The organism is Natrarchaeobius oligotrophus (assembly GCF_003841465.1).
In the GTDB taxonomy this organism is placed as follows: Archaea; Halobacteriota; Halobacteria; order Halobacteriales; family Natrialbaceae; genus Natrarchaeobius; species Natrarchaeobius oligotrophus.
In genome coordinates this window covers 256,404-274,531 of the sequence record NZ_REFZ01000006.1, presented here as the reverse complement: position 1 = coordinate 274,531, position 18,128 = coordinate 256,404, and the positions used below count along the sequence as shown (strand labels likewise).

The 18,128-nt window shown below is 64.4% G+C and carries 19 protein-coding genes and 2 pseudogenes; 8 read left to right on the top strand and 13 right to left on the bottom strand.

What is annotated here, in order from left to right; all coding sequences use genetic code 11:
• Window positions 1-8: 8 nt before the first annotated feature.
• The gene (locus EA472_RS11340; protein WP_124191623.1) at window positions 9-1,559 is read right to left on the bottom strand and encodes an ABC transporter substrate-binding protein; all 1,551 of its coding nucleotides are present in this window, start codon (window positions 1,557-1,559) and stop codon (window positions 9-11) included.
• Between the two features lie 187 nt (window positions 1,560-1,746).
• On the opposite strand from EA472_RS11340, the gene EA472_RS11335 reads away from it, so the two are divergent.
• Both EA472_RS11335 and EA472_RS11330 read left to right on the top strand, forming a co-directional pair.
• Window positions 1,747-2,382, top strand: a complete 636-nt coding sequence (locus EA472_RS11335; RefSeq protein ID WP_124191622.1) for a reverse transcriptase-like protein — start codon at window positions 1,747-1,749, stop codon at window positions 2,380-2,382.
• 73 nt (window positions 2,383-2,455) lie between these two features.
• Window positions 2,456-2,917, top strand: coding sequence for a DUF2240 family protein (locus EA472_RS11330; protein WP_124191621.1), 462 nt, complete (start codon window positions 2,456-2,458; stop codon window positions 2,915-2,917).
• A 95-nt stretch (window positions 2,918-3,012) separates the two neighbouring features.
• Here EA472_RS11330 and EA472_RS11325 read toward each other — a convergent pair.
• Window positions 3,013-3,577, bottom strand: a pseudogene (locus tag EA472_RS11325) (OsmC family protein).
• Between the two features lie 303 nt (window positions 3,578-3,880).
• Here EA472_RS11325 and EA472_RS11320 point away from each other — a divergent pair.
• Complete coding sequence (locus EA472_RS11320) at window positions 3,881-4,270, top strand: hypothetical protein (RefSeq protein ID WP_124191620.1); 390 nt, start codon at window positions 3,881-3,883, stop codon at window positions 4,268-4,270.
• Window positions 4,271-4,314: 44 nt separating this feature from the next.
• On the opposite strand, the gene EA472_RS11315 is transcribed toward EA472_RS11320, so the two are convergent.
• The 5 genes and pseudogenes from EA472_RS11315 to EA472_RS11295 form a co-directional block, all read right to left on the bottom strand.
• Window positions 4,315-4,557: a hypothetical protein gene (locus EA472_RS11315; RefSeq protein WP_124191619.1), complete on the bottom strand. Its 243-nt coding sequence runs from the start codon at window positions 4,555-4,557 to the stop codon at window positions 4,315-4,317.
• A gap of 556 nt (window positions 4,558-5,113) precedes the next feature.
• Complete coding sequence (locus tag EA472_RS11310; protein WP_207891152.1) at window positions 5,114-5,623, bottom strand: DNA-binding protein; 510 nt, start codon at window positions 5,621-5,623, stop codon at window positions 5,114-5,116.
• Window positions 5,616-6,311, bottom strand: a complete 696-nt coding sequence (locus EA472_RS11305; protein WP_124191618.1) for a nucleotidyltransferase domain-containing protein — start codon at window positions 6,309-6,311, stop codon at window positions 5,616-5,618. The genes EA472_RS11310 and EA472_RS11305 overlap by 8 nt, the downstream gene beginning before the upstream one ends.
• 60 nt (window positions 6,312-6,371) lie before the next feature.
• A pseudogene (locus EA472_RS11300) lies at window positions 6,372-6,700 on the bottom strand (transcriptional regulator TrmB); the annotation flags it as partial.
• A 202-nt stretch (window positions 6,701-6,902) separates the two neighbouring features.
• Complete coding sequence (locus EA472_RS11295; RefSeq protein WP_124191617.1) at window positions 6,903-7,568, bottom strand: HAD family hydrolase; 666 nt, start codon at window positions 7,566-7,568, stop codon at window positions 6,903-6,905.
• A 228-nt stretch (window positions 7,569-7,796) separates the two neighbouring features.
• On the opposite strand from EA472_RS11295, the gene EA472_RS11290 reads away from it, so the two are divergent.
• From EA472_RS11290 to EA472_RS11280, 3 genes are all read left to right on the top strand, one after another.
• Window positions 7,797-9,554: a cation:proton antiporter gene (locus EA472_RS11290; RefSeq protein ID WP_124191616.1), complete on the top strand. Its 1,758-nt coding sequence runs from the start codon at window positions 7,797-7,799 to the stop codon at window positions 9,552-9,554.
• Window positions 9,547-11,238 (top strand): cation:proton antiporter, encoded by a 1,692-nt coding sequence (locus EA472_RS11285; RefSeq protein WP_124191615.1) that lies wholly within the window; start codon window positions 9,547-9,549, stop codon window positions 11,236-11,238. Before EA472_RS11290 ends, EA472_RS11285 begins: the two co-directional genes overlap by 8 nt.
• Window positions 11,239-11,393: 155 nt before the next feature.
• On the top strand, window positions 11,394-11,603 hold the full coding sequence (locus EA472_RS11280; protein WP_124191614.1) for a hypothetical protein: 210 nt from the start codon (window positions 11,394-11,396) through the stop codon (window positions 11,601-11,603).
• Window positions 11,604-11,829: 226 nt separating this feature from the next.
• Here the strand turns inward: EA472_RS11280 and EA472_RS11275 are convergent, their stop codons facing one another.
• From EA472_RS11275 to EA472_RS11265, 3 genes are all read right to left on the bottom strand, one after another.
• Window positions 11,830-13,488, bottom strand: a complete 1,659-nt coding sequence (locus EA472_RS11275; RefSeq protein ID WP_124191613.1) for a cation:proton antiporter — start codon at window positions 13,486-13,488, stop codon at window positions 11,830-11,832.
• A complete protein-coding gene (locus EA472_RS11270; protein ID WP_124191612.1) occupies window positions 13,481-15,199 on the bottom strand; it encodes a cation:proton antiporter in 1,719 nt (572 codons plus the stop codon). The genes EA472_RS11275 and EA472_RS11270 overlap by 8 nt, the downstream gene beginning before the upstream one ends.
• 94 nt (window positions 15,200-15,293) lie before the next feature.
• Entirely contained in the window at window positions 15,294-15,662 is a 369-nt protein-coding gene (locus EA472_RS11265; RefSeq protein WP_124191611.1) for a methylglyoxal synthase, read from the bottom strand.
• A gap of 151 nt (window positions 15,663-15,813) precedes the next feature.
• Between EA472_RS11265 and EA472_RS11260 the strand changes: the two genes are divergently transcribed.
• Window positions 15,814-16,239, top strand: coding sequence for a VOC family protein (locus EA472_RS11260; protein WP_124191610.1), 426 nt, complete (start codon window positions 15,814-15,816; stop codon window positions 16,237-16,239).
• Between the two features lie 130 nt (window positions 16,240-16,369).
• Here EA472_RS11260 and EA472_RS11255 read toward each other — a convergent pair whose 3' ends face one another.
• Window positions 16,370-16,651: a hypothetical protein gene (locus EA472_RS11255; protein WP_124191609.1), complete on the bottom strand. Its 282-nt coding sequence runs from the start codon at window positions 16,649-16,651 to the stop codon at window positions 16,370-16,372.
• 167 nt (window positions 16,652-16,818) lie between these two features.
• On the opposite strand from EA472_RS11255, the gene pyrF reads away from it, so the two are divergent.
• Window positions 16,819-17,619, top strand: a complete 801-nt coding sequence (gene pyrF / locus EA472_RS11250; RefSeq protein ID WP_124191608.1) for an orotidine-5'-phosphate decarboxylase — start codon at window positions 16,819-16,821, stop codon at window positions 17,617-17,619.
• Between the two features lie 22 nt (window positions 17,620-17,641).
• On the opposite strand, the gene EA472_RS11245 is transcribed toward pyrF, so the two are convergent.
• Complete coding sequence (locus EA472_RS11245) at window positions 17,642-17,899, bottom strand: hypothetical protein (protein WP_124191607.1); 258 nt, start codon at window positions 17,897-17,899, stop codon at window positions 17,642-17,644.
• Window positions 17,899-18,078: a hypothetical protein gene (locus tag EA472_RS11240; RefSeq protein WP_124191606.1), complete on the bottom strand. Its 180-nt coding sequence runs from the start codon at window positions 18,076-18,078 to the stop codon at window positions 17,899-17,901. Before EA472_RS11240 ends, EA472_RS11245 begins: the two co-directional genes overlap by 1 nt.
• Window positions 18,079-18,128 lie beyond the last annotated feature (50 nt).

The window sequence follows — 18,128 nt, the reverse complement described above, 5'->3', positions numbered from 1 at the left end:
GTCGCGGGCTAGAGCCCCATCCGATCCACGTAGATGCTCTCGTCCGAGCGCGGCTCCCACTCGAGGTCGTCGCGAACGCCGTAGATGCTCTCCTGTAAGTGCAGAAACACCCACGGGGCGGCCTCGCGCAACTCGGCGTTGATTTCCTGGAGCGCCTCCTCGCGCTCGTCTTCGTCTTCGATCGTCTGGCTCTCTTCGATCATCTCCTCGATCTCCTCGTCGACGAAGTTGTACGAGGCCTGGCCCTCGACGAACCACGGCGTGAGCCCGTAGTTCGAGTCGTACGTCGGGTTCCCCCAGCCGATGAGGAAGAAATCCGGCGACGTCGTCGGATCGCCGTCGAGGATCATCTCGACGAGGCTGTCGAACGGCTCGATCTCGGACGTGCAGTCGACGGCGTCGAGTTCGTCGATCTGTTCGGCGGCGGTTTCGGCGATCTCCGTGTCGTTCAGGTACCGCCCTTCGGGATGGTAGAGCGTGATCTCTTCGCCCTCGTGACCGCTCTCTTCGATCAGCTCCTCGGCGAGGTCGGGGTCGTACTCGTAGGGCTCGAGTTCGGGGTCGTAGCCGAAGATCCCCTCCGGAACGGGCTGTGTCATCGGCTGTCCGAACCCGCCGAGGATCGTGTCGATGATCCCCTGGCTGTCGACGGCGTGGTTCATCGCCTGGCGGAACTCGAGGCTGTCGAACGGCGGCCCGTCGTTGGTCATCACCAGGAAGATGTTCCGGAAGCTGGTGACGGTTCGAATCTCGACGCCGTCTTCGGTGTCGATCGTGTCGACGTCGGTCGGCGGAACGTTGACGATCAGATCGCTCTCGCCGGTCTGTAACTCGCCGACGCGCGTGCTGGATTCGTCGATCGCCTGGAATCTGACCCGCTCGACCCCGGGGGGGTCGCCCCAGTAGTCTTCGAAAGCGGTGTACACCGCCGTCTCGTCACCGGGGTTGAACTCCTCGACCCGGTAGGGCCCCGTCCCGTTCATCTCGTCGGTTACCGGCTGCTCGCGCTCTTCGACCCACTCCTCGTTGACGACCCTGCCGAAGACGCCCAGTCCGAACTCCGCGAGCGAGGGGCTCACCTCGTGTTCGACGGTCACCGTGGTCTCGTCCTCGGCTTCGGCTCCGAGAATGCCCGCGAGGCCGTCGACTTGCGGGCTCGCGATGCCGACGTCCTCCTGGACCTGGCGGTTGATCGTGTACGCCACGTCGGAGGCGGTCATCTCCTGTCCCTCGTGGAAGACGACGTCTTCCCGGACGGTGAGTTCGACGATCCCGTCTTCGGGAAACTCCCACGCCTCGACCACGTGGGGTTCGATGTCGCCGTCGGGCGTGATGTCGAATATCGGCTCGTACACCTGATCGAGCACGTTGTACGTCGGCGTCGCGTTGTCGGCGTTAGGGTCCGCATTCGGCGCGAACTCCCCCTGCGTAACCACGATCTCCTCGCCGTTACCGGGCCCTTCCTCACCGAGACAGCCAGCGACCGCCACCACGGACGTTGCACCCACAGCCGTCAGGAACGAGCGCCGCGTCGCTCGTCCGCTGCGTTCCTGTGACATATGACAGCATACCACGACAATATATTTAGTAATATCGGACGAAAAAATTAGTTGCTGGTGACAGTATCTGTATCCTGAATTTCAGCTCACGACGACTGTCGCTGACGGTGTCACGGATCGCACCACTCGACTGGTAGATGTTAACGTAGACAGAATAGTTAAGTGTGAGAAGAGCTTACTCGGAATCATGGCCGCTCACGGCCGGCCCGCACTGCGGAACCTGTTCGACGAGTCGCCAACCCCCCACATCGCCCACCCTCCGCGGACCCACCACCGTGACTTCTACGTCGCCACCGACGGGTCCTTCAGGGAGTCAGGGGGCGGACTCGGCGCCGTCATCGAGACGCGCGACGGCACTCGAGTCGCCCGTATCGCGACGGCGGACACTCCGCCGGACAACAACGTCGCGGAGTATCGGGCGTTGCACCTGGGGCTCGACGTGCTCGCCGCACGCGCGCCGCGAGACGCGAGCGTCGGCGTCCTGGTCGACCACGACGCGCTCGCGAGCAACGTCAACAACACCGTGCTGGCGACGAACCACCCGGACGGGAAGTCCCCTCGCCCCGTCTCGATTCCCCCCGCGATCGGCTACCACTGGCGGGGCATCCGCGCGCGCCTCAGCGGGTTCGACGAAGTGCGGGCGGCCCGCATCGCCAGCGACCAGAATCCCGCCCACCCGCTCGCTAACCAGCCGGAACGGTACGAGCACGTCAACCGCGAACCCGACCGCTGCGTGCTTCCCCAACCGCTCGAGTCGTCACCCTCCGAGTTTCCGCCGCCGTCGCGCGCCAACCGAAACGGCGGCGGTCGCGCGTCGGACTAGGCGCCCGTCCGACAGTCGGACAAATCGAGACGAACCGTCATCGTTTTCTCGTCGCTCGAGAGAGTCAGGTTCGATGAGCCTTCGCGTCGCGGTCGCCGCCCCGTTCGTCCAGAACGGCACGTCCCGACTCGAAGAAAGCGAGTTCGTCGTCTCCCTCTCGCTCGACCGCGACTGGTTCTCGCCGGATCAGGCGAAGCGGCTGATCGACGTCGCGACTGGGGAGGGACTGCTCGAGCGCACCGGCGACGAACTCGTCGCGGCGTTCGATCCGACCGACGTGACCGTCCCCGAGGAGTTCGTCCCCGACGAGGACGTCCTTCGCGAGCGGTCGGCGTTCGAACGCGTCCTCGACGCGCTCGTCGCCGAGGGGAAAGAAAAACACGAGGCCGTCGGCGCGATCAACACCCTCCAGCAGGAGCTCGGACTGACGATCGAGGCGGCGGCCGTGGTGTACGCCCGCCGCGAGGGACTCGACGTCGCCGACCTCGTTCCCGCCGCGAAGTCGGCGCTCGTCCGCGACGACGCCGGTACGTGACGGTCGCGCGGTCGGTCAACCGGTCTCGAACTGGACGCGATCGTGCGGTCCGCTGGTTGCTGCGGAGATCGCCGCAAAATGAGGTGGGGTTGGTGTCACTCGACGACGAGGTGCGTCTCGAGTGGCACTTCGGTGGTGAGGATATCCAGCAGCGGCGAGGTCGCCTCGACGCGCTCGCGGAGCGTCGCGAGCGCTTCTTCGGACGCGTCAGCGTCGACGAACACCGTACAATCGATCGATTCGTAGCCGGGCCGAACGTCCTCGGAGATCCCGAGGAACCCGCGCAGATCGACGTCGCCCGCCATCTCGAAGCGGAGTTCGTCGAGTTCGATGCCCATGGCCGCGGCGTTGGCCGCGTAACCGACGGTGAGACACGAGCCGAGCGCGCCCAGCAGGAGTTCGACGGCGTTTGGAGCCGTCCGCTCGCCGAGGATCTCCGCCGGTTCGTCGCCCTGGACGGTGAACTCCCGGGTGCGGACCGTTTCGCCAGCCTGATCGAACTCGTCGATCGTCGTCGTGGACTTCAGCGCGTCCTCCCACTCGCTCTCGGCCTGGAAGCTGAACCTGCCGACGGCGGAATCGTCGCCGATCGCTTCGACCGCGTCCTCGAGCGGCCCGTACGTCGACACCGTTGACGTGCGTCTTTTCGGTGGTTGCCATTCTCGAATCACCGTCCGTCCGCTCGTCGGGCGAGGAGATAACCTAGCTAGTCACTGTCTCACTATCCGTTCAGTCCGCCGTTCCTGCAGGTGATCCGCGTGCCCGAGCGTCGATCCGGGTCCCGACGGAGAGCGTCGGTTCCGCCACCAGTCGGTCGGATGCACTGCCGTCCCGTCCTCCGGTGGTACCGTCCGCAGGTTCGGAACCCGCGGCGACCGTGGTTCGCGTCCGCTGGATCGCGCCGAACCCGCGTCCGCGACGCGAAGCCAAAGGCGTTTGTCGCCGCTCGCCCGAAGCGTCGGTATGGTCGAAGAGCGGATCACCGACGGCAGGCGAATCGCCCAGCTGCTCGCGTCGGAACTCGAGGGGCGCGATGACGGCGGCCTCGAGTCGGTCGCCGTCACCGACGCCGACCCCGACGTCGAGGCGACCGCCGACGGCGCTCGCGCGTACGACGTGACCAGAGCGGACGACGAGGACGAGCGCGTCGCCCGCGTCTTCGTCCACGAGGACCGCGCCCGCCTCGAGTTCGCGATCGAACCGGACGCCGCGGCGGAAGCCGCCGCGGACGTCGACCTGCGCGTCCGTCCGAAAGCGAGCGAGCCGCCGCGCACGCTCGTGTTCGTCGAGTCCGGCGCGGCGGTCAAGCGGGCGACGGACGTCGTCCAGGCGGTCCTTCGAGCGTCGCGGTGAACCGACTCGCGGCCAGGCGACTCGAGGGTCACTTCGAGGTGCCGTCACTCGGACCGCGTCGGCGAGCGCGCACGGGCCGCGGGTGCGAACGCGAGCATCCCGACGGCGGCGACGCAGTCGGGACAGTACGACCGGCTGACGGGTTCGTAGCGATCCGCGAGCGCCGGCGACGGCTCGCTCGAGAGGCGAAACGCCCGCTCGCCGCGGATCGGATCGCCACAGCGATCGCAGGCGGGTCCGGAATCGGCGGCGCTCGCCGGCTCGAGAGCTCCGCGCTCGGAACTCATCGTCGTCCCCCTCCGCGGCGTGGACGCCGACTCGAGTAGCGGCCGCTCCTCGAGTCGACGGGCCGGAAGCGCCGGCGGACTGGCCCGCGCGGACGGCGTCCCCGTCGGCTCGAGGCGCACCGACCGAAGCGCCGCCGTTCGTCGGGGCTCCGAACGAACGGGCGTTCCGGCCGAAGCGTGCGCTGTTCGTACGGGATACGTGACCGTCGTGCGAGACCTTTTTGTCTCGGTAGCGGTAACGAAAGCATGGCAACCAACGTGTGAGGTTGGAAGCCACCCGCCTCGGGTGTTGCACCACCCGGGGCGTTTTCGTACGCACGCCCCTCCTTCGCATTTTCGGCGGACAGCTTCCATCTTCCCGTTCGAGCTAGTCGATAATATAATTACTGGTATCTGTGAAGGAAGGAGGCTGTATTTAGGTCGTATAGCAGTCCTAGTCACCCTAGATCGTTTTTCAAACCGAGTCGATGAAAGGCATACTCACCGCGGATAGATTCATGACCGTTCGGTACTAAAAGGCTTGAATTGCTGATAACTGGTAAGGAGACTTCGACCACTATTCACAGAGACAGACGCCGCCTTCTCGGATTTGGTCAACGGCGAATTGATGTACGGCAGCGGCAAGCTCAGCCATCGCTTTTGCTTGCTCTCCTGTCGGGCGTCCGCCGCCGTAATAGCTTTCTGTCCGGTTTTCGCTGTAGAGACTTTTCATCTCTTCAGCGGTTTCTTTGCTGAATAGACCAATCTGGTGAGCTCGTTCGTAGCTGAATTGGTGGTCCTGAAAGTCTTGGAGCGAGTCGTTCGTCATCGCGAGTGCATACGCTTCGATGGATCGCTCGATCGCGCCGAAGCAAACTTCGATAACGGCTGTAAAGTAATCGCCCTGGGACTGGAGCGCATCGACGACCTCGAGGAGCCGGCACGCCTTCGTCAGTTGAGTTTCCCAATCATCGTCCCCACTAATCCCGGCTTCGAACTCGACTTGTCCACGGCCGGCCATCTCGAAGGCGTCTTGAGCGCGGGTGAGTGCGTCACGGACAGCAGCCGGGTCAGATCCATTACTCACCGTCACCACTCTCCGTAAGGAGCAGGTTTTCGACGGTCACGAAGTCATCAGTCCTGTAAACTGGAATGCCAGAGACGACAATTTCACGGATATCTTCTGTGTACGTGGGGATCGCTTGTACTGTTTCGACATCGATGTCGTAGGCGTACCTGTCCCCATCAAATTCTCGCTCTTCAAGGTCTCGAGCGACTGCATTTGCCTCGCGTTGGTTTGCGGCTCGGTTCCTCCGGGTGAGCACCCACAGGTCGATATCGCTGCGCCGGTCGGCCTCGCCACGTGCGACACTTCCGTAAAGGACAACCGCCAAGAGATCATCGAGGGCAGTAGCGAGACTATCCACGGCGGCTTTCACTGGTTCTTGAAAATTGGCTTGTGGGATTCGGAGAAGCGGATCGTCCGGAATTGATAGCCGTTGTCGATTGATCTGGACGAGTCGCCGACTTCCGTCCGGGGATTCGACCACTAGGTCGTTCTCGATTAGGGTGTCGATGGCTCTGCGAACGGTCTGCTGAGAGTGTCCTATTTGGTTTGCAACTTCCCTGAGTGAGAACTGCCTGAATCGGTGGTTAGTTAAAAAGAGAAGAGCATCATTCGTTGCCTTTCTCTTGAATAAATCGGGGTTTGGTACGGGTATAGACAGGGATATCGAAGTTCCATTGCCGCCGTCGGAATTCGTATGGTGGCTCATATGCCACTAGACGGCTCACTGCTATAAAAGATTTATATTGATGGTTGGTGCGGGTTACTAGTTACCGCTCCGTTCGGTGACGTCGGTAACGGTTCTGGCTGATTTCTCTGATAGAGCACCTCGAGAGCTTTGCCCGCCAACAGCTCGGGAAAGTCGATGTGGGGGTACTGACGGACGAGATCTGGGCATGTTTCAGCTGTCCGACTGCCCGAGGGAATGCCGCATTTGCGGCGGCCGTCGCGTTCCGTGTAAACCAACCCCTTCTCGACGAGGGTCCCGACAGCACGAGAGAGGTACCACTCGCTGTGGTCGGGCTTCGCTGCGAGCTCCGACATCGTGTCGCCGCGCTCGACAGCAGCGAGCACCTCGAGTTCGATGTGTCGGAGCACAGTGTAACACAGGACGAAACTTGAATTTAAAGAAATTTCGAGTAGTGTTACAGCAGAGCGGAAGAACGGTCCGAGACAAAGACGATCTATTGTACCGATTTACCGGTTGACCGCGACCTGTCTGCGGTCCCCCGGCAATGACTCAGATGGAGCGAATGAGTCCTCCGAGCCGCCGACACCCCCTCACGAATTTCCCACGTCGTCACGCCCGCTCGAGGTCCGAGACGATCTCGGGAATCGCCGCGGCGACGTCCACCCCCGGAACGTGCGCGGCGGCTCGAGGATCGGGATCGGGTCCGTCCTCGAGGAGCACCTGTACGGCCAGCATGCCCGCGCTCGTCGCGCCGGCGACGTCGGCGTCGACCTCGTCGCCGACGTAGACCGCCTCGTCGGGATCGACGCCGAGTTCGGCCGCGATCTCTTCGAACGCGCGCGGATCGGGTTTGCCGGCCTCGAGTTCGCCCGTGACGAGGGCCGCATCGAAGCGGTCCTCCCAGCCGAGGACGGCGAGTTTGTCCCGCTGGGCGCGGATCGGCCCGTTCGTGAGCAACCCGACGCGGTAGTCCGCGCGGAGGTCCTCGACCATCGCCTCGACGCCCGGCCGCGGTTCGATCGTCCGCGCGATCGTCTCACGGTAGGCCGCCGCGAGGTCGGCGGGATCGACGTCGCCGTCGCGACCCGCGAGCAGGTCGGCGAAGATGGGTTCGCGCGTTTCCCGGGTAAGATTCGACCGGTGGGCCTCGAGGTACTCCTCCCGGCTCACCGGCGGCGCGCCGACGGTCTCGAGGGCCTCCTCGAGGATCGCCTCTCGGTCGCGGTCCGGAACCGCGAGCGTGTAATCGAGATCGAAGACGATCGCCCGGAGCATGGATGTCAGAGGGGACTCGAGGGTGTTGAAGGTATCCCTTCGATCCGACCGTCTCGAACGCCGCGACGAGGGATCGACCGCTTCTGGACGAGCGGAATCGGTTTCGTGATGGCGAGCGTTCGACGGTGGCGGAACCGCGTCCGGGAACGAAGCTCCGCCACGACGCCGACGCGTCGGACAGCGGTTTTCGACACCGTTAATTCGCCACACCTGAATCGTCCGTACGACATGGTCGCCGAGCCGGCACTGACCGTCGATTTCGCCATTATTCTGCTGAGTGCGACGCTCGTCGGCTTCATCGCGAAGAGGACGGGACAGCCGACGATCATCGCGTACATCCTCGCGGGAGTGATTCTGGGACCCGCGGTCCTCGGCGTCGTCCAGGTGAGCGAACTTACCGAGTTGTTGTCCGAACTCGGGCTCGCGTTCCTCCTGTTCCTGCTCGGGATCAAGATGCGCCTCGACGAGGTCCAGCACGTCCTCAAGCCGATCGTCAAGATCTCGATCCCGCAGATGATCGCGGTCTTTCTCGCGGGCGCGGGTATCTCCCTCGCGCTCGGCTTCAGCTCCCTCGAGGCGTTTCTGATCGGACTGGCGGTGATGTACAGCTCCACCGCGGTCGTCATCAAGATGCTCACGGACAAAGACGAGGCAACCTCGCTGCACGGCAAGATCGACGTGGGCGTCTTGCTCATCCAGGACATCGTCGTGGTCATCATCCTTGCGGTACTCGCGGCCGGTCGCCCGGACGATCTGGCGGAAGTCGCGACGACGCTCGCCGTCGTGCTGGTGCTGGTCGCGTTGATCACCGTCGCGGCCGTTCTCGCGTCTCGAACCGTGTTGCCGATCGTCTTCCGGCGGATCGCCGACAACAAGGAGGTGTTTTTCCTCGTCGCCATCTCGTGGGCGTTCCTCTTCGTGTTCGTTTCCGACAACGTCAACCTCTTTCTCGCACCGCTCGGTATCGAGGCGTACCTCTCGATCGAGATGGGGGCGTTCATGGCCGGACTGGCCATCGCACAGCTCCCCTACAGCAAGGAACTGCAGGACCGGGTTAATCCGCTGACCGACCTCTTCGTCATGGTGTTTTTCGTCTCGGTCGCGCTCGACCTCGAGGCGGCGCAGTTGCTGGCCCACTGGCAGGAGGCGATCGTCGCCGCGCTGGTGTTGATGCCCGTGAAGTTCTTCGTCTTCTTCTATCTGATCGACTGGCAGGGATTCGATCACGAGACGACGTTCCTCGGCTCGATCAACATGATTCAGGTCAGCGAGTTCGGTATTATCGTCGCCGCCGTCGCGTTCGAGGGCGGATTCATCGAGGCGGAGGTGCTCGGATTCATGACGCTGCTCGCGATCTTCACGATGGGCGTCTCGGTGTATTTCATCGAGTTCAACCACGCGCTGTTCGAACGGTTCGAACCGACGATCGACCGGTGGACCGGCGACGCCGAGTTCGAGGGCGGCAAGCGGGGGTACCGGGACCACGCCGTCGTTATCGGCTACGACGAGGTGACGAAAAACGCCCTCCCGCTGCTTGCCGACCGGTACGAAGACGTCGTGGTCGTCGACCGGACGGTTAGTCACATCGAAGCGCTCGAAGCCGAGGGATACGACGCAATCTACGGCGACTTTCGGAACTCGACGATTCGGAAGGACGCGGCGATCAAAAAGGCCGATTTCGTCCTCTCTTCGTCGGTCCAGACGGAAGTGAACAAGGCGTTGCTCCGGGAAGTAAGCGAGAACGCGACGGTGTTCGTCGAGGCGGAGCGAGTAGATCACGCACGCGATCTCTACGCCAACGGGGCTCACTGCGTCATCATGGCTCCACATCTCGCGGCCGACAGACTCGCGGACTATCTCCGAGCGTACCTCGAGGGCGATGACGACGTCATCGAAGGGGCGATCGACGGCGACGTCGAACTGCTCGAGAAACCGGATCCGTTCCCGAACGCTCACGATCGACTCGGAGGTGAACTCCGTGACTGATCTGCTCTCGGCGGTCGCGATCATCTTCCTCGTTACGGGACCGTTCTTGCTGGCGGCCAACCGGCTCGAGCTACCGACGGTGCCGTTTTTCGTTCTCGCGGGGATCGTCGCCGGGAGGTTCATCGAACCAGCCCTTCTGCTCGAACTCGCCTACTACGGGATCGCGCTGCTGGTGTTCACGTTCGGTGCCCAAATCAACCTCTCGGGGATCAGGACAGTGATCGCCGACGGTGAACTCGCGGGGCTCGGACAGATCCTGATCGTCGGATCGCTCGGCGTCGGGTTCAGCGTTGCCCTCGGCGTTCCGCCGACGGAGGCGATTTACCTCGGGATCGCAGTTGCGCTCTCCTCGACGATCGTCGGCACCGCGCTGTTACAGCGCACCATCAACGCGGATCCCGTTCGCGGGCGGCTCGTGCGGTCGATCCAGTTCGTTCAGGACCTGATCGCAATCCTCGCTATACTCCTCTTGGGGGCCGGCACGCTCGAGGCTGGCTACGTAGGACCGGCACTCGCCGCCGGAGCGGCGTTACTGCTGGCGGCCGTTTTCGTCAATCGGTACCTGTTCGACCTCATCGGGCGGTTGGCCGGGGGATCTGACGAACTCATGATCCTGGGCGTCGTCGCACTGCTCACGGTGTTCGTCGGTGCAGCCGAGTTCGCCGGGATCTCGATCGTCGTCGGCGCGTTCGCGGCCGGACTCGCCGTGCGGTACGATCCCGTCAACTACCTCGGGCTGTTCAACGGTCTCCAGTCGATCAGGGACTTCTTCGTCGCCATCTTCTTCGTCACGATCGGCGCACTCGTCGTCTTCCCGTTCGTCGGTGCGGAGTGGGGTGAATCCGTCGAGATACTGCTGCTCGTCGCAGGTCTCGTCGTCCTGACTGCAATCGTGAAGCCAGCCGTCACCACGGCGATCCTCATCGCCCGCGGATACGAGGCGCGCTCGGCGACGCTCGCCAGTCTCAACACCGACCAGGTCAGCGAGTTCGCGCTGATCATCGCGATCCAGGCACTCACGCTCGAGGCGCTGAGTCCGGCCATCTTCGACGCGATCATCCTCGCCGCCGCAATAACCATGGTGACCTCGAGTCTGACACACCAGTACGGCGAGCGGATCTACCGCACGCTCGCCGACCGCGGCGTGATAACCGGCCGCCACGATCGGATCGACGAGTGGAGCGACGTGCCGGACGACATCGTCGATCACGTCGTCATCGTCGGCTACGGTCGACAGGGTCGGTCCCTGGTCGAAACCTGCGAAGCGATCGATCACCCCTACGTCGTCATCGAGAACGATCCCAATCGCAGGGACATCGTCACCAGCGAGTGCGATGCCGTCGTCATCGGCGACGCGATGGAACGCTACACGTGGGAGAAGGCGAACGTCGGCGACGCGAAACTCGTCGTCTCCACGGTCAACTCCCTGCCGGTCTCGCGGCGTATCCTCTCGCTCGACACCGATGCCGAGATCACGCTGCGGGCCGCGGACCGAGCGACGGCCCTGGAACTGCTCGACGAGGGCGCGCTGTACGTCGGCCACCCGGACCTGCTCGCGGGCCAGCAGTTGGCCCAGCAAATTCGCGAACTGTTCGACGGCGACCTGACGCGCGAGGAACTTCGGGAGAACCAGCGAGCCGAACTCGAGCGACGCGCCGATCACGTCCCGCTTCACCTTCGGTGAGCCGAGCGATCCGACCGGTCGTTCGACGTGTCACACCACGGTCAGTCCGCCGATTTCGAGCGCTCGGTCGTGCTGGAATCGGTGACCGCGGGACGCCGACACCGCGACGTGGCGGAACCAGTACCCCTATAGCTCCACTGCCGATAGAAACGGCCGTGTTCGAGGTAACCCAGCCGGTACGGGTCGGTCGAAACCTACTGATCTACGCGGTGGGCGTCGCGTTGCTCGTCGTCGCCGCGCTCGGGCTGGCGGACGCGAGAGACGTTTCGACGGTCGTCGCCGTCCCGCTTTTCGTCGCAGGGTTGGCGCTCGTTTTCGTCGTCCACGAGTACTTCGGCGGCCCGGTCTATAGTAGCCACAACTAGACCCGATCGTCCCGCTCCCGATGCCACCGGAAATCGCACCGACAGACCGTACGACGCCCAGACCGTACGGATCGGAATTTCAGTCGGTGTGCTCGCTCGGCCGCCGTCCGAGCGCCCGGCCACCGAGCGTGACCGCGCGTTCGCCCCCGTGTACCATTCCGGGCCAACGCTCATACGCATCCGGCTCGCGAATGACGCCCCGGCTCGACCTCGCGACGGTCGGCGCTCACCGCTCTCCCGGCTCCGACGGCGTCTCGAAGTGGGCCTGGCCGCGGCGGGTGAACTCCTCGCGCGAAACGTCGCCAGAGAGTAGGGCCTCGAGGTCGTCGCCGACGCGCTCGGCGGCGATCGCGTCCGGATAGATGACGCCCGCCGCGCCGCGTTCGACGAACTCGGTCGCCGCGTCGGTCCCGTCGACGCGAACGATTCGCGGGACGTCCGTCTCGAGGTCGACGACCGTTTCCGTGCGGTCGCGCTCCGGCGTGAGCGAGACGACGGCCGCCGCGTGCTCGAGTCGGGCCAGGTCCCAGACGCGATCGTTCAGCACGTCTCCGTAGACGTAGTTGTCGCACTCCTCGCTGATCGCTTCGAGCACCGTCGGATTGTCCTCGACGACCAACACCGGCCGATCGAGTCGCGAACAGGCCTCGAGCACCTGCCGACCGCCGTGCTGGAAGTCGACGACGATGACGTGGTCGTCGAGATTCCTCGCGACGGTCGCCCGGTCCTCGAGGGATTCGCCCAGTACGCGAACGAGTCCGCGGTCGCGTAGCCAGCGGGCGATCGATCCGGCGTGACGGCCGGTGTACGTCGCGACGATCATCGTCACGGCCGCCGCGAGCACGATCGCGTCGAACAGCGACCTGGCGATCGTCTCCGCGACGAGGGCTTCGATCGCGACGAACAGCGTGAACGCGCTCACCTGATCGAGCGTGAGGCCCGCGAGGATCGACGTTCGACCGTCGAACCCGCTTCGAACGAGGACGAACGCGACGACCAGCGGGTTCAACACCAGTACCGCGACGACCAGCGCGATCGTGTACCCGACCGTCTCGAGTGTCGGAATCGAAAGCAACGCGCCGACGGTGACGAAGAAAATCGGCGTGAAGAAGTCCTCGAGATCGTCGATCGTGTCGACCAGCTCGAGCGAGTGGGGGTAGTCGTCGGCGATGGCGATGCCGGCGGCGAACGCGCCGACGACGATCGAGAGGGCCGCCGCTTCGGCGAGCGCGATGAAGCCGATCACGAACGAGATGCCGACGAGCATCATCACCTCCGGAACGCCGCGAAGCCTGGCGGTGAGCCGGTGAAAGAGGAGGTACCGAACGCCGAGCGCGAGCGCGATCATTCCGGCCGCGACCGCGAACTGTTCGACGGCCGGCTCCTCGGCGTAGACGAACGCGCTCAGCGCGAGCACGACGAGCACGCCGAGGACGTCCTCCGTGAAGTGGATCGACTCGGCGAGGCGTTCGTAGGTCGGGCGGGCACCGGTTCGCTCGTCGAGGTAGCTCGTCGCGACGAGCGACGAACTGAGCGCGCCGGCGACGCCGAAGTAGACCGCGTTCAGCGGATCGAGTCCGAACGCGAGCCCCGCACCGAACCCGAGCGCCCCGATGAGAGACGCCTGTACGGTCCCGACGGCGGTGCTGACCCGGCCCTGCGAGCGAACCGCCTCGAGGTCGACGTGGACGCCGAAGAGGAAGACCAGAAAGACGATCCCCCACTGCGCCAGGTCGAGCAACGCGGTCTCGTCGATCACGAAGCCGGCGAGGATGCCGGCCAGGAGGTAAAACGGGATGACGGGGAGGCCCCTCTCCGCGGCGACGAGCAACAGGGCTCCCGCGAGACAGAAGATCACCGTCAGCGCGAAGAGGACCTCATACATCGGTCTCACCTCCGGTCGGCGCGTCGGCCGCCGTGCGGGGCGATCCGTTCCGCGCCCGGTCGTTCAGGCTCGCGAGCCGCCGTTCGAACGCGTCCGGATCGTCCAGTCGCTCGAGCAGCTCGACGAGTTCCTCGGCGACGAGACCCCTTCCCTCGACGACGTAATCTGCGCCGTGTTCGTACAGGAGGCTCGCCTCCTCGTCCGTGGTGGCGGCGACGATCGTCAACGCGTCCGGCGCGTCCTCGACCAGACGGAGATTGACGTCCGTCCGTTCCGCCGCGCTGACGACGACGTCGGCACCCGAGACGTTCGCCTCCTGACGAACGTCGCCGTGTCTCGCGTTACCGAAGATGAACCCGTACTCGGCGTCGCCAAGCTCCTCGACGTACTCGGCTCGATCCTCGACGAAGACGACCTCCTCCACCGCGTTTTCCAGGACGTCCGCGAGTTCGGCCGTCAGTCGGCTGTAGCCGACGATCACGGCGTGGTCTTCGAACTCGACTGGCTGGGCCTGGACGGTGTCCTCGCGCTCTAAGCGCTGGAGATACGGTTCGACGGCGGCGTAGATCCGGCGGTTGTAGAGGACGTAGTACGTCGAGATCGGCATCGTGATCAGCGCCATCAGGCTGAGAAATCCGAGGATTCCCTCCTCGACGAAGCCCTGGTCCACCGCGAGCGCGCCGAGGACGAGCGAGAACTCGCTGACCTGCAGCATCGAGATCGTGCCGAGAAAGGAGGTCTCGACGTCGAAGCGTTGGCTGTAGAACAGCCCGAAGACGATGAAGAAGTTGACGACGATCAGGACGACGGCCGCGACGAGCGCCTCCTGCCAGTAGACCAGCAACTGGTCGACCTCCATCTGGAGCGCGATGCTCGCGAAGAAGACGGCGATGAAGAAGTTGGTCGCGGGTCGCATCCGCTCTTTGAGTTCGGTACTGTAGGGAAGCTGGGCCAGCGCGAGCCCCGCCAGGAACGCGCCGATTTCGACGGAGAGCTCGAGCGTCTCGGCGGCGAAGATGAACAGGAACGCCCAGGCGATGCCGACCGTGAACAGGGTGCTCTTGTTGGCCGCGCTCGCGCGCAACAGCGCCGGCAGGAAGTACCTGCTCGCGAGGTAGGCGACGACGCCGATCGCTCCCATCAGGACGAAGACGCGACCGATGCTGAACGCGATCTCGCCGAGGTCGTCGACGGCTCCGACCGAGAGGATCGCGAGCGCCATCACGAGGTAGATGTCCTGAAAGATCAGGATACCGACGTCGGTCTTCCCGTACAGCGTTTTCAGGTCGTCCTTGTCGCCGAGCACCTTGACGATGATCGGCGTCGCGCCGAACGTCGTCGCCAGCGCGATCATCAGCGACTGGAAGACGGTAAAGCCGAGCAGCAAGGCCACGGCCGTGGAGGCGATCGCCTGGAGAATGGCCTGTCCCACGGCGATCGCGCCGACGGGACGGACGATCTCCCTGATGTCGTCGAAGCGCATCTCGATCCCGAGCAGAAACAACAGGAAGCCGAGCCCGAGTTCGGAGACGATCTCGATCAACTGATCTTCGGCGACGATGCCGAGGCCGATCGGACCGACGACGACGCCCGTCAGCACGTAGGCGACGATCGTCGGCTGTTTCGTCAGCCTGGCGGCGTAGCTCAGAACGGTCGCGGCGACGATCAACAGCGCGAAGTCCGTCGCGAGTGCGATTCCACCGAGCGACATACTGGTGATACGGCCGTCGACTCCCCGGCGTCGTCACGTTTGACGGCTTGCCGTCGCAAAAGGGTTGGCGCTGCACAGCGAACGGGTTCGTACGCTAGTCGGCGAGCCCCTCGATCAGAAACGCCGCCGACGCGAGGTTCGTCGCGAGCGCCGTGTCGTGAACGTCACAGATTCGCAAGAGCGCGGAGATGTCGGGCTCGTGGGGCTGTGCGCGGAGGGGATCGCGGAGAAAGACGATGCCGTCGAGGTTCCCGGACGCGACCTCCGCGCCGATCATCAGGTCGCCGCCGAGCGGACCCGACTCCTTGCGTTCGACCTCGAGACCGGTCTCCTCGCGAAGCCGCTGGCCCGTCGTTCCCGTCGCGACGAGATCGTACGTCTCGAGTTGCGATTCGTGACGCAGCGCGAATTCGATGAGATCCGGCTTCTTCTCGTCGTGGGCGATGAGCGCGACGCGCGTCATACGGGAATCGTCGGCGGCGGACGAAATAAGGGTGAGCCACCGATCGAACGGCGACTCGTTCGATCCGCCGCGATCGCGACTGCGCTGGTCGCCGACTACGGATCCGCGCCGAAGCGAACCTTTAACCCCGGTTCCCGCTCGAGAGGCGTGTATGACCGGTCCGTCACCCCAAACGCACCACGTCGGAATCACCGTCTCCGACCTCGAGTCGACGCTGTCGTTCTACCGCGACGTCCTCGGATTCGACGTCGTCGATCGCTTTTCGGTGGCGGGAAAGGCCCTCTCGGAAGGGATCGGCGTCGAAAACGCGAGCGGGACGTTCGTCCACCTCGAGTCCGGCGGCGTCCGGCTCGAGCTCGTCCGATTCGAGCCGGAAGCGAACGAATCGCGAGAGTCGGCGCTCAACCGTCCCGGAACGACCCACGTCGCGCTCGCGGTCGACGACCTCGAGTCGTTCTACGCGACGCTACCCGACGACGTCGAGACGATCAGCGAACCTCGCACGACCGAAAGCGGCACCACGATCCTGTTCGTTCGCGATCCGGAGGACAACCTCGTCGAGCTGCTCGAGAGCTGACGCGGACACCCGTCCGTCGGTTCCGGCGAGAGCGCGACCGTTCGGCGGTCGCGTCAGGACGTCGGCGCGGCGGGTCGGACGAGTCGCCGGCGGTCCGGCGAACCGACCTCGCATTCGATCGAAAATTCGGTCAATCGGCCCCCCGCTGGTGAGTGAACGTCGAACTGACCTGTTCGACCTGCTGGTCACACTTCGCACAGACTCGCTTTTCAGACGCGATGTAGACGGACCCGCAGGTCGAGCAGTGGAACAGGTTTCCGGACGACTCCCCGCCTCCGTCCGATCGCTCGCTCCCGTTTCCGGAATCCGCCCGCGACAGTCCCGCTGTTTCCCGCGTTTCTTCGAGTGCCGATCGAACGCGCTGGCGCAGGCGCTCGAACGGCGACGACGGTAGTTCGTATCGACGGCCCATACAGTTGTGGTCTATTATATATAATAAGTACGTGACTCCGAATATATTTGGACCGTCGGTGGCGACCGCGATCGTTTCCAGCCACACTCGAGTCGTCAGGGGGTCGACGGCGTATTATCCCGGAAGTATAGCAACCTTTTCGAGCGTCGGGGGTTCACTCTCGGCGTATGAACTTCTTCGATCGACTGCACGACCGCATCAGGACGGTCGACAGCGTCGTCAGCGTCGGGCTCGATCCCGACCCGTCGCGCATTCCAGACCACCTGTCGGAGTACGACCTCCCGCGGTGGGCGTTCAACCGCCGCATTATCGACGCCACTCACGAACACGCCGCCGTCTTCAAGCCCAACGCCGCCTTCTACGAGGACCCCGACGGTTGGCGGGCGCTCGAGGAGACGGTCGCCTACGCCCACGGGAAGGACGTTCCGGTGTTGCTCGACGCGAAGCGAGCCGACATCGGAAACACGACTCGCCAGTACGCGACGCTGCTCGAGACGGTCGACGCGATCACGGTCAACCCGTACATGGGTCGGGACTCCCTCCAGCCGTTTCTCGCGAACGAGGAGGCCGGCGTCTTCGTCCTCTGTCGCACCTCGAACCCGGGCGGGGCCGACCTGCAGGATCTCGAACTCGAGACGGGCGAACCGGTGTACGAGCGCGTCGCCGCGCTCGCGGATCTCTGGAACGAAAACGACAACGTCGGCCTCGTCGTCGGCGCGACGAACCCGGACGAACTCGAGGAGATCCGCGAACAGGTTCCGGAGCTTCCCTTCCTGGTTCCCGGCGTGGGCGCACAGGGCGGCGACGCCGAGGCGGCGGTCGAGCACGGACTTGCCGACGGCGTCGGCCTCGTCAACTCCTCGCGGGGAATCATCTTCGCCGGCGAGGACGAAAGCGAGGAGTTCGCGGCCGCGGCCGGCCAGGCCGCAAAGCGGTTGAAAGCGCGGCTCAACCGGTATCGGGACTGATACGGCCTGTTACGATCGACGATCAATGACGCGTCTGATCGGGGCCGACGACGCGAGCCGCGACTCGGCCGTCGACGATCCGATCGAGAAGCTCGACGTCGACCGGTTCGGTCGGCGGATACTCGTCGAGTTGCTCGAGCCCGTCGACCACGACGACGGAAAGCGGACTGGCGTCGTTCGGGTGGTCGGCGACGAGCGTTCCGTCGCGTTCCTCGAGCGCGAGTCGATAGGTCTCGCCGACGCCGACGCGCTCGGCGAGCAGGTCCCTGATGGACGTCATCAGAACCGGTGGACGTCCACGTCGTCGCTGTCTCGTCCCGGATCGGCCCGAGCGACGCAGTCCGCACACAGCCCCATTCCTCGCTCGTAGTGTTCCATACACGCGAGCGTCCCGCAGTTGTCACAGCGCTCCTGTGCCGGCCGCGATTCGCAGATCTGACAGAGACCGCTTACGCTCATACGGGGCGTACGCGCTGGAAACCCTTGAAACCGAGTCCGACGTGCGACGG

Bases quoted from the DNA above. Each gene is read 5' to 3' on its own strand.
- EA472_RS11340 (WP_124191623.1), bottom strand. From the start codon at position 1,559: ATGTCACAGGAACGCAGCGGACGAGCGACGCGGCGCTCGTTCCTGACG.
- EA472_RS11335 (WP_124191622.1), top strand. From the start codon at position 1,747: ATGGCCGCTCACGGCCGGCCCGCACTGCGGAACCTGTTCGACGAGTCG.
- EA472_RS11330 (WP_124191621.1), top strand. From the start codon at position 2,456: ATGAGCCTTCGCGTCGCGGTCGCCGCCCCGTTCGTCCAGAACGGCACG.
- EA472_RS11320 (WP_124191620.1), top strand. From the start codon at position 3,881: ATGGTCGAAGAGCGGATCACCGACGGCAGGCGAATCGCCCAGCTGCTC.
- EA472_RS11315 (WP_124191619.1), bottom strand. From the start codon at position 4,557: ATGAGTTCCGAGCGCGGAGCTCTCGAGCCGGCGAGCGCCGCCGATTCC.
- EA472_RS11305 (WP_124191618.1), bottom strand. From the start codon at position 6,311: ATGAGCCACCATACGAATTCCGACGGCGGCAATGGAACTTCGATATCC.
- EA472_RS11295 (WP_124191617.1), bottom strand. From the start codon at position 7,568: ATGCTCCGGGCGATCGTCTTCGATCTCGATTACACGCTCGCGGTTCCG.
- EA472_RS11290 (WP_124191616.1), top strand. From the start codon at position 7,797: ATGGTCGCCGAGCCGGCACTGACCGTCGATTTCGCCATTATTCTGCTG.
- EA472_RS11275 (WP_124191613.1), bottom strand. From the start codon at position 13,488: ATGTATGAGGTCCTCTTCGCGCTGACGGTGATCTTCTGTCTCGCGGGA.
- EA472_RS11270 (WP_124191612.1), bottom strand. From the start codon at position 15,199: ATGTCGCTCGGTGGAATCGCACTCGCGACGGACTTCGCGCTGTTGATC.
- EA472_RS11265 (WP_124191611.1), bottom strand. From the start codon at position 15,662: ATGACGCGCGTCGCGCTCATCGCCCACGACGAGAAGAAGCCGGATCTC.
- EA472_RS11260 (WP_124191610.1), top strand. From the start codon at position 15,814: ATGACCGGTCCGTCACCCCAAACGCACCACGTCGGAATCACCGTCTCC.
- EA472_RS11255 (WP_124191609.1), bottom strand. From the start codon at position 16,651: ATGGGCCGTCGATACGAACTACCGTCGTCGCCGTTCGAGCGCCTGCGC.
- pyrF (WP_124191608.1), top strand. From the start codon at position 16,819: ATGAACTTCTTCGATCGACTGCACGACCGCATCAGGACGGTCGACAGC.
- EA472_RS11245 (WP_124191607.1), bottom strand. From the start codon at position 17,899: ATGACGTCCATCAGGGACCTGCTCGCCGAGCGCGTCGGCGTCGGCGAG.
- EA472_RS11240 (WP_124191606.1), bottom strand. From the start codon at position 18,078: ATGAGCGTAAGCGGTCTCTGTCAGATCTGCGAATCGCGGCCGGCACAG.